A 12,875-nucleotide genomic window follows, 5' to 3' on the forward strand; every position below is an offset into this window, starting at 1 on the left:
ATGCTTTCTGCTGTTCATGCCGCGCGCCTCGACGTCGCCGGCGATCTGCTGTCCCTGCTCGGCGACACCACCACCGAGCCACGTACCGACCCGCAGCTGGAGGCGCTGACACTGGCGGTCGCGGCCGACCTGCCCGTCCTGCTGTGGGGCGAGCCGGGGATCGGCAAGACCGCGGCGCTCCGGCGACTCGCCGAGGCGCTCGACCTGCCGCTCACCACGGTGATCGCCAGCGTGCACGAGCCGTCCGACTTCTCCGGCCTGCCGGTGGTCGGCGACGACCCGGCCGGACAGGGTGTCCCGATGGCGCCGCCGGACTGGGCGGTGCGCCTGGCGCGCACGGGTAAGGGGCTGCTCTTCCTGGACGAGCTGTCCACCGCGCCGCCCGCCGTCCAGGCCGCGCTGCTCCGGCTGGTCCTGGAGCGGCAGGTGGGCGCGCTGCGGCTCCCGGCGGGCGTCCGGATCGTGGCGGCCGCCAACCCGCGTTCCTCCGCCGCCGACGGCTGGGAGTTGAGCCCGCCGCTCGCGAACCGGTTCGTCCACCTGCAGTGGCGCCACGATCACGAGGTCGTGGTACGCGGCCTCGGCGGGACCTGGCCGCGGGCGAACCTGCCGTGGCTGGACCCGGAGCGGCTGCCGGAGGCGGTGACGTTCGCCCGGCGGGCGGTGTGCGGGCTGCTCACCGCCCGCCCCGACCTGGTGCACCGGCTGCCGAACAGCGAGGCGCACCGGGGCGGGCCGTGGCCCTCGCCGCGCAGCTGGGAGATGGCGTTGCGCCTGACCGCCTTCGCCACCGCGGCCGGAACGGCCAAGGAAGTGCTGTCCATGCTGGTCAGGGGGGCGGTCGGCGACGGGCCCGGGCTGGAGCTGCTCGCCGCCATGGATCGGCTGGACCTCCCCGACCCCGAGACGCTGCTGGCCGACCCGGCGGCGGCCGAGCTGCCCGAGCGCGGTGACCTGCGCCAGGCCGTACTGGACGGGGTGGTCGCGGCCGTCCGGCGGCGGCCGGAGCAGCGCAGGTGGGACGCCGCGTGGCGCCTGCTGGTGCGAGCGCTGGAGACCGGCCCACCGGACCTGGTGGTCGTGCCCGCCACCACGCTCGCCGCGCTGCGCCGCGCCGACTGGCAGGTCCCGGCCTCGATCGAGAGGTTCGCCGGCGTGATCTCCCTGGGCCGGAAGGCGGACGAGGTCGCGGCACGGGTGGCGCGCTGATGGACCTGGAGAAGCTGCTCACCGCCCGGCTGTACGCCGCGCGGGCCCGGCCGTATCTCGCGACGGCGCTGTTCGCGCTGCACCCGGTGGAGTCACGGTCCGTGCCCACGATGGCCGTGGACCGGCACTGGCGGTGTTACGTCTCGCCGGCGTTCGTCGCCGGGACCCCGGTCGAGGAGCTGGCGAGCGTGTGGGTGCACGAGGTCTCCCACCTGCTGCGCGACCATCACGGCCGCAGCGACCGGATCGCCCGGCGGCGCGGGCTCACCGGACCGGGCGACCGGCTGCGGATGAACATCGCCGCCGACCTCGAGATCAACGACGACACCTACGGTGACGGGCTGGCCTGGCCGGAGGGCGCCGTCCAGCCGAAGACGCTGGGGCTGCCCGAAGGCGAGCTGATGGAGGACTACCTCGGGTTCGGGCTCGGGCCGTACACGCAGGCGCTGGCCTGGCTGGACTGCGGCAGCGGCGCCGACGGGCTCGACCGGGAGTGGGACCTCGGGCCGGCGGGCGCGAACGGGCTGGACGACCACGAGCGCGAGGCGGTCCGGTTCCGGGTGGCGCAGGGCATCAACGCCCGGCCGGGGAACGCGCCGAACGGCTGGCGGCGGTGGGCGGAGGAGGCCTTCCACCCGCCGCAGCCGTGGCGGGAACTACTCGGCGCGGCCATCCGCTCGGCGGCGTCCGGCCCCGGCGTGGGCGAGGACTACACCTACGGCCGGCCGTCGCGGCGCTCGGCCGGCCTGCCGGGTGTCGTCCTGCCGAGCCTGCGGCGCCGGCCGCCGCGGGTCGGCGTCGTCATCGACACCTCCGGGTCGGTCAGCGACGCCGAGCTGGGGAGCGCGCTGCTGGAGGTCGCCGCGATCCTCCGGTCGGTGGGCGGCCGGCGCGACCTGGTGAGCGTCGTGTCCTGCGACGCGGCGGCCCGGGTCGCGGGCCCGCTGTGCCGGGCCGAGGGGCTGACGCTGGTGGGCGGCGGCGGCACCGACCTGCGTGCGGGCATCGCCGCGGCGCTGCGGGCGCGCCCGCGGCCGGACGCCGTCGTGGTGCTGACCGACGGGCAGACCCCGTGGCCGCGGGAACGGCCGGCGGCCCGCATGGTGGTGGGGCTGTTCGCCCGGCCCAGGCGAGTCCGCGAGGGCGACCCCGAGTACGTGCCGGACACGCCGCCCGGCTGGGCACGGGTGGTCGACATCGGCTAGTGGGGTCCCGCTCCGGCCGGGTCGACCGCCATCCGGTCACGCCCGGACGGGATCGTCGCCGTGCCGCCGCGGTCCGGTGGCCCGCTGCGGTCCACGGTCCGCTGATCGCTAGCGGGCGGGTGCCGAGCTTCCTCTGGACCGGAGACGACGCAGGCCCGATATGGTCCGGCCGTCCTCGATCGCCGTCTCGGCGGCCAGGTAGCCGGCCAGCTGTTCGAGGGTGGCCGCGCACCGGATGTTGGACAGGCCGCGATCGAGCGCCCGCCCCGACACGCCGTGCCGGCGGACCGCCATCCAGCCGCCGCCGGCCGAGTCGCTGATGTCCCAGCGACGACCGTACTTGATGATCACTTCTGCCAGGCTGACCGCATCACGGCTCATATGACGTGTTCGTCGCCCGGACCGGAGCGGATTGGTGTGATTCCTGCGGAACATGCACCAGGCCGGACGGTCATGGGACGCTCCGATGAAGCCGGCGGGCCTTGTCCGCCGACGAGCGTCTCCCAGCCGGCCATCGCGCACGTGATGACCGCCTCGAGTTCGGCGCGGCCGGCGCCGTCCCGCGCCTGGATGGACATCCCCTGCACCACGGTGGTGTAGAACCGCGCTATGGCGTCCAGGTCGCTCGCCGCCACGGCCGGTTCGGCGGCCAGCCGCGCGCGGATGGCCTCGAACTGGCCGCGCCGCCGCTCGGCGAGGAACTCCCGCACCTCGTGGTTCTCCACCGCGCCGGTGGGCGCGGCCAGGACGAGCATGCAGCCGGGCGGCGCGTCCGGGCGGGTGATCTCGTCGGCGGTGGCGCGGAGCATCGCCTCGACGGCGGCGCGCGCGGTCGGATGCCCGCGCAACGCGCTGCGGGGCGCCTCCCCCGAGAGCGTCCCGTAGAGCGTCACGGCCTGGCGGAACAGTGCCTCCTTGCTGCCGAAGCAGGCATAGATGCTGGCCGAGGCGATTCCCATGGCGGTGGCCAGGTCGCTCAGCGAGGTCCCCTCGTAGCCCCGCTCCCAGAACACCTCCAGCGCCTTGCGCAGGGCCACGTCCGGGTCGAAGCCGCGCGGCCTGCCACGAGCGGCCATCCGTCGTCCTCCCATTCTTGGTCGTTCGATCCAGAATAGCTTGACCGGCCCGGAGGGGCGTGCAACGATTTCTTTGTCGTTCGACAAATAATCCTGGAAGGGACCCGTCCCACATGCGCGCCCTACGACAGACCTCGCTCAACGGCCCCGCGGACCTGCGGCTCGTCACCGACGCCCCGACGCCCAGCCCCGGACCGGGCGAGGTGCTCATCCGGGTCACCGCCGCCGGGGTCAACTTCGCCGACATCTCGCAGGCACGCGGCACGTTCGCGCACGGTCCGCGGCCGCCCTACCTGGCGGGCTTGGAGGCGGCCGGCGAGGTCACCGCGACGGGTGACGGGGTGACCGGCCTGGCGGCCGGTGCCCACGTGGTGGGGACGAACGTCACCGGCCTGGGCGCCTTCGCCGGGGCCATGGTCCTGCCGGCCGCCGCGGCGCTGCCGGTACCGGCGGGCTGGTCGGACGAGCAGGCTCTGGGACTGGCGGTCAACCACCCCACCGCGCTGGCCGCGCTGCGGCCGCTGGGCGGGCTCACCGCCGGGCAGACGGTACTCATCCACGCGGCCGCGGGCGCGACCGGCCAGGCGGCGGTGACGATGGCCAAGCACTACGGCGCGACGGTGATCGCGACCGCCTCGCCGGAGAAGCACGCGCTGCTGCGGGCCGCCGACCACGTGCTGGACGCGCGGAGCGCCGACATCGCCGCCGAGGTCCTGCGGCTGACCGGCGGCGCCGGCGCCGACCTGGTGCTGGAATCGGCGGCGGCGCCACCTTCGAGGCGAGCCTGGCGTCGGCGAAGCGGGTCACCGGCCGGGTCGTGGTCTTCGGCGCCGCCGGCGGCGACGCGGCGGTCACCAACCGGGACCTGGTCTACCGTCACCAGGTCCATGTCATCGGCTTCAACCTCGGCATCCTGATCCAGGCCGCCCCGCACGTCTTCGGTGAGGTCATGCGGGAGCTGTTCACCCTGATCGCCACCGGGGTGATCCGCCCGACCGACCCCACGGTGTACGACCTAGCCGACGGTCCGAAGGCGCTCGCCGAACTGGAGGCCCGGGCGACCACCGGCAAGCTGGCGTTGCGACCGTGAGATCAGCGGCCGGTGAGCCATGGCGCCCGCGCCTCAGGACACGGCCTAGCGCGGCACGCGGCAACGGAGAACACGACTCTGGAGCCGAAGGTGCGGGTCTCGCCGAGTTCGAGATCCACCCGGCGCGCGCCGGAGCGGTTCAGCGGCGGTAGGTCCAGATCAGCCCGCCGCGGCCCGGAGACGCCGCGCCGGCCGCCCAGATCGAACCGCTCTCTAGCTGGAGGGCGAGGTCCCGGACGGACGCCGTCTGGCCGGACGGCGCCGGGAAGGCGCCCGCGTCGACACTTTCCGGGCCGATGTGCAGGTACCTGCTGCCGCCCTTGGTGTCGTAGACGACCCAGGCCCCGCCTCTGCCGTCCGGCTCGGCCTGGGCGCGCGGCTGGATGCCCGGTTCGGCCCGGACCTCGAAGTTCCAGCTGCCGGGGTAACCGGACAGCAGCAGCGTCTGGCCGCAGAAGGGGCGCTTATCACCGCCGCACGGCCAGGCGACCCAGCCGACGGCCATGATCCGGCCGGTCTCGCCGTCCATCGCGACGTCCGTCAGCTCCGAGAGCTGGCCCGGATGCGCCGCCGGCACCGCGGGCAACTCGACCGCGCGCCAGGCCTTGCCGCTCCAGCGGGCCATGGCCGCCCTGCCTCGCACCGAGCCCGCGGCCCACTTGCCGTCGAGTCCCTTGACCACGATCGGCGTGCCTACCTTGTGCCACTTCGATCCGACCAGGCGCCGCAGGGTGGACCGCGCCCGCCACCCGGCCCTGCCGGCCGAGGGGAACGCGTTGGCGTTCTCGATGACCCACAGGTTCTCGCCGATGGAGTACGCCCGGTCCACCCGGCCGTGGCGCCAGGGCTCGACCTGCCAGCGCTTGCCGCTCCACCGGGCGTACCGCGACGCGCCGAACGCCCACACCCTGGTGTCGGACGCCGAGGCCAGCCGCTTCACCCGGAATCCCGGGCCGGTGACCCGCTTGAAGGCGGACCGGCCGCCCTTCAACAGCAGCGACTCGGCGCGACCGGCCCCGCCGCTCGGGCGCCTGGTGCCGGCGACCCAGACCGCCCCGCCCGGCGTCACCGTCACCGCGTCGTAGGAGTCGCGGCGGTCGTTCCGGACGATACTCCACTGACCGGCCGATGCCTCGGCGCCGGCGGCGGCCGGCCCGGCGGTGACGAAGAAGGTGGACGGCCCGGCGGCGACGAGAATGGCGACGGCTGCCGCGGCGCCGCGCAGCGATGTTCCCATAACGGTGAGACGCGCCATTCGGTGGAAAAGTTGGCATGCCGCCGGGGCCGGGGTCATAAGGCCCGGTCCGCGGCGGAGGCGGCCGCGGGTCAACGTCGTCCGCCGGGTCGGTCGGCGCGGGGTCGCCGCGCCGACCTGTTCGTCACCCGGGCCGGATCGGCTCGATGATCGACCGGTAACTCGCCCACCGGCGCGACGACGTGCGCCCCAGCCCCCGCGCAGCGCCAGACGACTCCCTCGTCGGCCACCTCATCGGCCGGCTCGACGTGCAGGCCCAGACCGTGCTCGGCGCAGACCGGCCAGACGCGCCAGATCGTCTCCATGACCACTTCCTGGGTGGCGCCGGCCACGCTCGCGAGCGCCCACCGGGGGTCGCTCCCGGCGCTGAGGCGAATGCCGTTACCGTGATGGACGCCCTGGAACTCCACCCACGCCTGACCGCTGTCGTCCCAGTCCGGGATGACCAGCCGGAGCGTCCCGGCGATCCCGGCGGCCTCGAGGTCGCGCGCCACCACCGTCAGGGCCTGCTCCAGGGCCGCCCACCACCTCGCCCCCACCTCAGAGCCGACGTCCCGGAGCACTTCCTCACCCAGCCGGATCAACTCGTGGGCGGCCAGGCCGGCGGCGGGACGTTCCAGCAGCTCCTGGACGGCGGACGTGTGAACGCCCCGTTCGTACAGCAGGCAGGCCAGCTCGACGACGGGTTCGGCGTCCAGGCCGCCATCCAGCGACGCCGCGTGGATCCGGCGGCTCAACTCCTCGACGGCCCGCGCCGCCCGCTCGTCTGAGTGCACGCTCGCAGCCTCACCCGATCGCGGGGGCGGGGCAAGAGGCGCGAGAGATCAACGGCGGGTCAGCGGGCCGCGGCCGCGGGGGACGCGCCGGCCGGCTCGCGGGCGAGCCTGGGGACGAGGCGGACGAGGATCACCATCGCCACCAGCTCAACCAGGGTCTGGGTGACCACCGCCAGCGGCGCGATGTCGAGGGTGGCGGGCAGCGCCAGGGCGAGGGGGAGGACGACCAGGGAGTTGCGGGTGGCGGTGGAGAACATCACCGCCCGGGTGGCCGCGAAATCCAGTCGGGCCCATCGGGCGGCCAGCCTGCCCGCGGCCACCGCGAGCACCACGAAGCCGGCGTAGAGCGGAATCACCCGGGCCAACGCCAGTACCTGGGAGCCGACCGCGGCGATCTGGGAGCCGACGACGACGGCGAGGGTGGCCATCATCAGCGGCACCATGGCACCGGCCATGACGTGCTCGATGTTCCGGCCGGCCCGGTGGCGGCGCGCGAGCGACTGGACGATCGCCGCCGCGGCCAGCGGGACGGCGATGAGCATCAGGAACGCCGCGACGAACGGGGCGACCGCCACCACGGCGAGCACGTCGGAGCCGGCGAAGAGCAGCAGGTAGCCGGGCAGCAGCAGCATCTGGGCCGGCATCAGCAGCGGCGCCGCCGCCAGCAGGCGGGCGCGGGCTCCCCCGGCCAGGCCGGTGAACACGATCACGTAGTCGATGCACGGGGTGAGCAGCACCAGCAGCACCCCGAGCATCAGGCCGCGGTCGTCGGCGACGAACCGGGAGAGGACGTAGACGATCACCGGCACGACGGCGAAGTTCGTCACCAGCACCGTGGCGAGGAAACGCACGTCGCGAAAGGCCCGGCCGAGCTCGACCATCGGCACGGCGAGAAAGGTGGCGAACAGCAGCAGCGCCAGCACCGGGTTGATCGTCCGCTCCAGGGCGGGGGCGAACCGGGGAGCGGCCAGCCCGATGACCGCACCGGAGGCGATCGCGGCCAGGTACAGCGGGACCTGGTGCTCGTCCCACCACTCCACGGCTCGGCTCATGACTCCCGGGTTCCTTCGTTCGTCTCGTGCGGATGAACGGCACCCGCGGCGCCTCTCCACCGGCGCGGGACGCGATCTGGCCGGTCACGGCGGCGGATTCGGCTTCGACGCTACCGGCCGCCGCGGCTCGGGCCCGTCGCGGGCACCGGGCGGCCGCCCGAGCGCCGGCTCCGGCCGGTCAGGCGGACGTCGGCGCCGCGCCGGCCCGGGCCTGCAGCGCGTCCAGCACCTCGATGTGCTCGGGCGGGACCGTCACCTCCAGCGCCAGGCCGCCGGCGGCGATGGTGAGGGTGAAGGTGAAGAACGAGCAGCAGCCGTTCTCCCGGGCCGCCAGCTCGGCCGCCCGCGCCGCGTTCCCGGAGGTGAAGACGAGGTCCAGCCGCAGCCGGCCGGGCTCCGCGCGCCGGACCGCCTGGACCGCCTCGGCGAACAGCGCGTCGAATTCGGCCACCCGCAGCGGCCGCTCGGCCGTGGGCAACGTGCACGCCGACGGCACCCACGCCTGGTCAAGGCGTATATCTTGTGTCATATCCCGACGGTAGGCCTGTACCCGGGTACCGGATGCAACCCTCGATCCATCGATCGACGGCAACGCCGCCGGATCACCGGTCCAGGGTTCACCGGTCCGCTCAGGGATCGGAGTGGGCGCCTGCCATTGGGACGTCGCCTTACCCGCCTACGATGGCGGCGTGACGCTGGTGTGGGTGACGGGCAATTCGGGTGCGGGTAAATCCACGGTCTGCGGAACGTTGCGGGGGCGTGGCCATCTCGCGCTCGACGCCGACGATGACGGCTTCAGCCGCTGGATCGACCGGACCACCGGCGAGGTCGTGACGGATCCGCCGTATCCGGTGCCCGCCGGCTGGCTGGATCGGTACGGGTGGATGATCGTCCGCGAGCGGGTCGAGGCCCTCGCCGAGGAGTCCCGCCACCGAACCGCCTTCTTGTGCGGGTCGGTGGAGAACGAGGAAGAAGTCCGCGACCTTTTCGATCTCATCGTGTGCCTGGTGATCGAGGAGGACACCCTCCGCCACCGCCTCGCGACCCGCACCACGAACCCGTTCGGCCGGCACCCCGAAGAGCTCGCCGCGGCCCTGAAGTGGAATCCGCTGACGCGAGCGATCTACGAAGACCTCGGCGCGACGATCATCGATGCGTCCCGGGCGGTGGACGAGGTGGTGGACGAGGTGATCGGCGCGGCGCGGCGGCCGACCGGCCCATCCGATCGCCGGGGTCACCGCGGTACCGGGCCGGCGTAGGGGTCACGGGAGGGGCGCCCGCGGACGCCGGCACGCCCACCTGAAGTTACCGGTCGGTACGTTCGCGACTCGTCATATTTATCCACTTCAGTGACACTTCGCGATCTTCTAGGGTCGAGGTACCGGGCAGGCGACCTCATCCGTGATGCGAGGCCATGACCGTCCGGTCGGCACCCCCTGACCGCGACCGGCCTCCCCTTCGGTCGCAGCGGACCATGGGCGCGCGCCGCGGAGATCACACCATCCGAGCCGGACGAATGGAGCACCGATGAAGGCACGGCGGGCACTCGTCGCCCTGGCGGCGGCCGGGGCACTGCTCCTGACCGGCTGCGGGAACGGCACGGGCGACCAGGCGGCGGGCGCGCCGGCGAGCCCGGCGACCGCACCCACCGGCATGACGGCACCCGTTGAGACGGCGGCACCTGCTGATACGAAGGCACCCGGCACGAAGGTATCTGCCGACGCGGGGGCGGGCAGCTACGACTTCACCACCGCCACCCTGGACGGCGGCCGCTTCGACGGCCGGAGCCTGGCCGGCAGGCCGGCGCTGCTGTGGTTCTGGGCGCCCTGGTGTCCCACCTGCCTGCAGCAGGCGCGGCCGGTCACCGAACTGGCGGCCAGGTACCAGGGCAGGATCACCACGGTCGGGGTGGCCGGGCTGGGCGAGGTGCCGGCGATGCACGACTTCGTGCGGATGGCCAAGCTGAAAGGCTTCCCGCAGCTGGCCGACGAGCAGGGCGTGGTCTGGAAGCGGTTCAAGATGACCGAACAGAGCACCTTCGTAGTGCTCGACCGGGCGGGCAAGATCGTGGCGCGCGGGCACGCCGACGTCGACAAGCTGCCCGAGGTACTCGACCCGCTGCTGGCCGGCTGAGATGGGCGAGGCACCGCTGGGCCTGGCGGTGGCCGCCGGCATGCTCGCCACCGTCAATCCGTGTGGGTTCGCGCTGCTGCCCGCCTACCTGTCGCTGCTGGTGGCCGGGGACGGCTCGGCCGGACGTGGTGCCGCCGTGGCCCGGGCCCTGGCCGCCGGCGCCGCGATGACCGCCGGGTTCGTCGCGGTCTTCGGCCTGTTCGGGCTGGTCGTGGCGCCGGTGGCGGGCTCGGTCCAGCGCCACCTGCCATGGGTCACCGTCGTGCTGGGCGTGCTGCTGGTCGGGACGGGCGGCTGGCTGCTGGCCGGTCGCGGGCTTCCCGGGCTGCGGCCGGTGGTCTCGCGCGCCCCGGCGGTGCGCCGGTCGCTGCCGTCGATGGCGGCGTTCGGTGCCGCCTACGCCGCGGCGTCGCTGTCGTGCACGATCGCCCCGTTCCTGGCGATCGTGGTGACCAGCTTCCGGGCCGGCTCGATCGTCGCCGGGATCGGGCTGTTCGTCGCGTACGCCGCCGGCATGGGGCTGATCGTCATGGTCGCCGCGCTGGCCGTCGCGCTGGCCCGCGACGGGCTGCTCCGCCGGCTGCGCCGCGCGGCACCGCTGCTCTCCCGGCTCGGCGGCGCGGTCCTGGTGGTCGCCGGCGGCTACGTGGCCTGGTACGGCTGGTACGAGATCCGTATCCTGCGCGGTGCCACGACCGGCGACCCGATCATCGACGCCGCCGCCGCCGTCCAGCGCCGGCTGGCCACCCTGCTGGACGACACCGGCCCGGGCGTCCTCGCGGCGATCCTGGTCGTCCTGCTGGCAACCGCCGCCCTGGCCCGGCTACGCCGCCGCCGGCGCCCCTCCCTCCCGGACCGGCCGACCACTCCGGCCGGAACCGCCGAACCACAAGCAAGAACCAGGCGCGGCGCCTAGCGCCGGCCGCCGAATGCCCAGTCGTGGACCTCGATTTCGGCGTAGCGGTCCTTGGTCAGCAGGGCGCCTGCCGCCTCGGGGTCCGGCGCGCGGACCAGCAGGACGGTGCCCAGCCAGGTGGTGCCGTCGTCGGACAGCAGCGGCCCGTACGCGATCAGCTCGTCCCGGTCCCGCGGCAGGTCGAGGTCGGCGGGCTCCCCGGAGCCGAGGCCCAGTACCAGATAGCGGTTGCCGCCGTCGCGGCCGCCGGGGAAGTCCCACATGGTGCGCCCCAGCAGGTTGCGCCACCGGCGCAGCATCACGTCCCGGTAGACGCCGGCCTGGTAGTTGGGCTCGTCGAAGACGAACGCCCGCGCGGTGGCGAGGTCCGGCAGGTCGACGATGTGCACGCTGCCGGTGGCCGCGTCGCCCGCGCGGTCGAGGACCGGACCCCGGGCGATCATCCCCGCCGCGAACCGGTCCATGTAGGACCAGTGCGCCTCCACCAGCTCATTGCGCAGCGCCCCGGAGTCGGACCGGTCACGGTGGTAGCAGAAGAATTCCATGCCGAGAGTGCCTGCCTTGGATCGTCGATCATCAGCACCCCCATGCTGACATTGATCAACCGATCAGGCGAGCGGGAGCGGCCAGGCGCGATCGGTCTCCGGGCGAGGGCCGAAGATACGCCGCAGCCCGGCGGTGATCTTCAGGTCATGGCCTTCTGTCGGGTGCCGGCGCCGCGGTGGGGTTGAATCGGGAGTAGCCGTCGAACGACCAGCGTTGCGGAAGCCCGCCGTCGATCTCGACGACCTGGTCGAGGTCGAAGTCGACCAGCCGCTGCGCGCCGGGGACCGTGGCGGCCCGGGCCGGGTTCCAGTCGGTGCGGGCCCGCCCGGTCAGGTGCAGGGTGCGCCCGTTCTCCCAGTCCACGAACAGTAGGCCGCAGCGAGGGTCGAGTTCGAGATTGCCCAGCGTCATGTACATCGAGTTGCCGGCGTAGTCGGGCCAGGCCAGCCGCCGGCCATCGGTGACCGAGACGAAGCCGGGGTTGCCACCGCGATGCGACGCGTCGGCGCCCAGGCCGGCGGCGGCGGTCCCGACGACGAACGTGTCCGCCCCGGCGATCCACTCCTGCTGCTCGGCGGTCAGGGTGTCGGTGACCGCCGCCACCCGGCGTACCGAGGGACGATCTTCCAGGTAGGTGCGGGTCTGCAGGTACTTGGGACAGTTCGAGTACACCTGGTCGGTGCGCACCACCAGCCGGTCACCATGCCGGCGGGCGCGGCCGTTGACCCGCATTCTCCGCCGGGTGGCCGGTTCGATCATGAGCATGCCGATCGGGTGCTCGGTGTCGAACCGCCCGGCGAGCGGATCACCGGTGCCCGGCACCCGCTCGGCGATGAGCGTCCGATCGTCCGGTGCGGCGAGGAACCCCGGCGGGCCGGTGAGCACGCTCGCCCAGACCGCCCCCGCGCCGTCGGTGGCCGCGATCACCGCCAGGCGCTGCCTGCCCAGGAACTCCGCGGCGACCGGCGGGACGGCCGCGCGCACGCGGGCCGATCCGTAGTCGTCGGCGATGACACCGGCCCGGCGCTGGACCAGCCGTTCACCCTGATGGATCATGATGTCCTCTCTCCGGCTCCGGCCCGGACGGCCAGGCCGCCGGGTGGCCCTGTCAGAAGAAACCGCACGTCGGCGCCCCCGGGGTCGGCGCCGCGGCCGTCTCGGCGCCGGCGGGGGCGTAGATCTCCAGCCGGATGCCGTCGGGGTCGGTGAAGAAGACGCCGCCGGAGGACGCGCCCTCGCCGTGCGGGACGATCCCGTCGTAGAACAGCGTCACGCCGAGCTCGCGCAGGGCCGCCTCCGCCTGGCGGACCGCCGTCATGTCCGCCACCTGGAACGACAGATGGTGCAGGCCGGGCCGGTCGGTGGCGAACTCCCCGCCGCTCTGCTGCCACAGCGTCACCAGGAGCCTGCCGTCCCGGCCGAGGAAGGCGTAGGCGCGATCGCCCTCGGCCTGCTCGCCGAGCACCTCGAAGTCGAAGACCTGCCGGTAGAACGCCGTCGAACGCGCGAGATCGGTCACGTTCAAGCCGACGTGCCCGGTGCTCAGGGTGGGTGTGCTCATCAAGGACTCCAGTTCGCGATCGGACGAGAAGGCATCACTCGAAGGCCGAGACCTAA

16 protein-coding genes are annotated in these 12,875 nt (G+C 73.7%); 7 read left to right on the plus strand and 9 right to left on the minus strand.

Annotated features, from left to right (window positions below; genetic code table 11):
• On the plus strand, positions 1-1,209 hold the full coding sequence (locus tag Sru01_RS12235) for an AAA family ATPase (protein WP_203984355.1): 1,209 nt from the start codon (positions 1-3) through the stop codon (positions 1,207-1,209).
• Positions 1,209-2,414 (plus strand): vWA domain-containing protein, encoded by a 1,206-nt coding sequence (locus tag Sru01_RS12240; protein ID WP_203984357.1) that lies wholly within the window; start codon positions 1,209-1,211, stop codon positions 2,412-2,414. The genes Sru01_RS12235 and Sru01_RS12240 overlap by 1 nt, the downstream gene beginning before the upstream one ends.
• A gap of 108 nt (positions 2,415-2,522) precedes the next feature.
• Here the strand turns inward: Sru01_RS12240 and Sru01_RS12245 are convergent, their stop codons facing one another.
• Positions 2,523-2,765 (minus strand): hypothetical protein, encoded by a 243-nt coding sequence (locus tag Sru01_RS12245; protein ID WP_203984359.1) that lies wholly within the window; start codon positions 2,763-2,765, stop codon positions 2,523-2,525.
• 26 nt (positions 2,766-2,791) lie between these two features.
• Positions 2,792-3,490 carry a TetR/AcrR family transcriptional regulator gene (locus tag Sru01_RS12250; RefSeq protein WP_203984361.1) on the minus strand — a complete coding sequence of 233 codons (699 nt, stop codon included), beginning with the start codon at positions 3,488-3,490 and terminating at the stop codon, positions 2,792-2,794.
• Between the two features lie 113 nt (positions 3,491-3,603).
• Here Sru01_RS12250 and Sru01_RS12255 point away from each other — a divergent pair, with 113 nt between their 5' ends.
• Entirely contained in the window at positions 3,604-4,407 is an 804-nt protein-coding gene (locus Sru01_RS12255) for an alcohol dehydrogenase catalytic domain-containing protein (protein ID WP_239137349.1), read from the plus strand.
• Positions 4,308-4,580 carry a zinc-binding dehydrogenase gene (locus Sru01_RS35540; RefSeq protein WP_239137350.1) on the plus strand — a complete coding sequence of 91 codons (273 nt, stop codon included), beginning with the start codon at positions 4,308-4,310 and terminating at the stop codon, positions 4,578-4,580. Before Sru01_RS12255 ends, Sru01_RS35540 begins: the two co-directional genes overlap by 100 nt.
• 139 nt (positions 4,581-4,719) lie before the next feature.
• Here the strand turns inward: Sru01_RS35540 and Sru01_RS12260 are convergent, their stop codons facing one another.
• From Sru01_RS12260 to Sru01_RS12275, 4 genes are all read right to left on the minus strand, one after another.
• Positions 4,720-5,817 carry a hypothetical protein gene (locus tag Sru01_RS12260; RefSeq protein ID WP_203984363.1) on the minus strand — a complete coding sequence of 366 codons (1,098 nt, stop codon included), beginning with the start codon at positions 5,815-5,817 and terminating at the stop codon, positions 4,720-4,722.
• 89 nt (positions 5,818-5,906) lie between these two features.
• On the minus strand, positions 5,907-6,611 hold the full coding sequence (locus Sru01_RS12265) for a hypothetical protein (RefSeq protein ID WP_203984365.1): 705 nt from the start codon (positions 6,609-6,611) through the stop codon (positions 5,907-5,909).
• Between the two features lie 59 nt (positions 6,612-6,670).
• Positions 6,671-7,663 (minus strand): bile acid:sodium symporter, encoded by a 993-nt coding sequence (locus Sru01_RS12270; protein ID WP_203984371.1) that lies wholly within the window; start codon positions 7,661-7,663, stop codon positions 6,671-6,673.
• A gap of 178 nt (positions 7,664-7,841) precedes the next feature.
• A complete protein-coding gene (locus Sru01_RS12275) occupies positions 7,842-8,192 on the minus strand; it encodes a hypothetical protein (RefSeq protein WP_203984381.1) in 351 nt (116 codons plus the stop codon).
• Positions 8,193-8,352: 160 nt separating this feature from the next.
• Between Sru01_RS12275 and Sru01_RS12280 the strand changes: the two genes are divergently transcribed.
• The 3 genes from Sru01_RS12280 (at position 8,353) to Sru01_RS12290 (ending at position 10,712) form a co-directional block, all read left to right on the plus strand.
• Positions 8,353-8,922, plus strand: coding sequence for an AAA family ATPase (locus tag Sru01_RS12280; protein WP_203984384.1), 570 nt, complete (start codon positions 8,353-8,355; stop codon positions 8,920-8,922).
• Positions 8,923-9,190: 268 nt separating this feature from the next.
• Positions 9,191-9,796, plus strand: coding sequence for a redoxin family protein (locus tag Sru01_RS12285; RefSeq protein WP_203984385.1), 606 nt, complete (start codon positions 9,191-9,193; stop codon positions 9,794-9,796).
• A 1-nt stretch (position 9,797) separates the two neighbouring features.
• The gene (locus Sru01_RS12290) at positions 9,798-10,712 is read left to right on the plus strand and encodes a cytochrome c biogenesis CcdA family protein (protein WP_203984386.1); all 915 of its coding nucleotides are present in this window, start codon (positions 9,798-9,800) and stop codon (positions 10,710-10,712) included.
• Here the strand turns inward: Sru01_RS12290 and Sru01_RS12295 are convergent.
• From Sru01_RS12295 to Sru01_RS12305, 3 genes are all read right to left on the minus strand, one after another.
• Positions 10,709-11,257: a YciI family protein gene (locus Sru01_RS12295; protein WP_203984387.1), complete on the minus strand. Its 549-nt coding sequence runs from the start codon at positions 11,255-11,257 to the stop codon at positions 10,709-10,711. The two genes, Sru01_RS12290 and Sru01_RS12295, sit on opposite strands and share 4 nt — an antisense overlap.
• A 145-nt stretch (positions 11,258-11,402) precedes the next feature.
• Positions 11,403-12,314 (minus strand): pyridoxamine 5'-phosphate oxidase family protein, encoded by a 912-nt coding sequence (locus Sru01_RS12300; protein WP_203984390.1) that lies wholly within the window; start codon positions 12,312-12,314, stop codon positions 11,403-11,405.
• Between the two features lie 52 nt (positions 12,315-12,366).
• On the minus strand, positions 12,367-12,819 hold the full coding sequence (locus Sru01_RS12305) for a VOC family protein (RefSeq protein ID WP_203984394.1): 453 nt from the start codon (positions 12,817-12,819) through the stop codon (positions 12,367-12,369).
• Between the last annotated feature and the right edge of the window lie 56 nt (positions 12,820-12,875).

This window comes from Sphaerisporangium rufum (assembly GCF_016863395.1).
Lineage (GTDB): Bacteria > Actinomycetota > Actinomycetes > Streptosporangiales > Streptosporangiaceae > Sphaerisporangium > Sphaerisporangium rufum.

What these genes read in the sequence shown, in the direction of transcription:
- Sru01_RS12260 (WP_203984363.1), bottom strand. Translation starts at nt 5,817, where the DNA reads ATGGGAACATCGCTGCGCGGCGCCGCGGCAGCCGTCGCCATTCTCGTC.
- Sru01_RS12300 (WP_203984390.1), bottom strand. Translation starts at nt 12,314, where the DNA reads ATGATCCATCAGGGTGAACGGCTGGTCCAGCGCCGGGCCGGTGTCATC.
- Sru01_RS12270 (WP_203984371.1), bottom strand. Translation starts at nt 7,663, where the DNA reads ATGAGCCGAGCCGTGGAGTGGTGGGACGAGCACCAGGTCCCGCTGTAC.
- Sru01_RS12290 (WP_203984386.1), top strand. Translation starts at nt 9,798, where the DNA reads ATGGGCGAGGCACCGCTGGGCCTGGCGGTGGCCGCCGGCATGCTCGCC.
- Sru01_RS12250 (WP_203984361.1), bottom strand. Translation starts at nt 3,490, where the DNA reads ATGGCCGCTCGTGGCAGGCCGCGCGGCTTCGACCCGGACGTGGCCCTG.
- Sru01_RS12275 (WP_203984381.1), bottom strand. Translation starts at nt 8,192, where the DNA reads ATGACACAAGATATACGCCTTGACCAGGCGTGGGTGCCGTCGGCGTGC.
- Sru01_RS12255 (WP_239137349.1), top strand. Translation starts at nt 3,604, where the DNA reads ATGCGCGCCCTACGACAGACCTCGCTCAACGGCCCCGCGGACCTGCGG.
- Sru01_RS12240 (WP_203984357.1), top strand. Translation starts at nt 1,209, where the DNA reads ATGGACCTGGAGAAGCTGCTCACCGCCCGGCTGTACGCCGCGCGGGCC.
- Sru01_RS12305 (WP_203984394.1), bottom strand. Translation starts at nt 12,819, where the DNA reads ATGAGCACACCCACCCTGAGCACCGGGCACGTCGGCTTGAACGTGACC.
- Sru01_RS12295 (WP_203984387.1), bottom strand. Translation starts at nt 11,257, where the DNA reads ATGGAATTCTTCTGCTACCACCGTGACCGGTCCGACTCCGGGGCGCTG.
- Sru01_RS12285 (WP_203984385.1), top strand. Translation starts at nt 9,191, where the DNA reads ATGAAGGCACGGCGGGCACTCGTCGCCCTGGCGGCGGCCGGGGCACTG.
- Sru01_RS12235 (WP_203984355.1), top strand. Translation starts at nt 1, where the DNA reads ATGCTTTCTGCTGTTCATGCCGCGCGCCTCGACGTCGCCGGCGATCTG.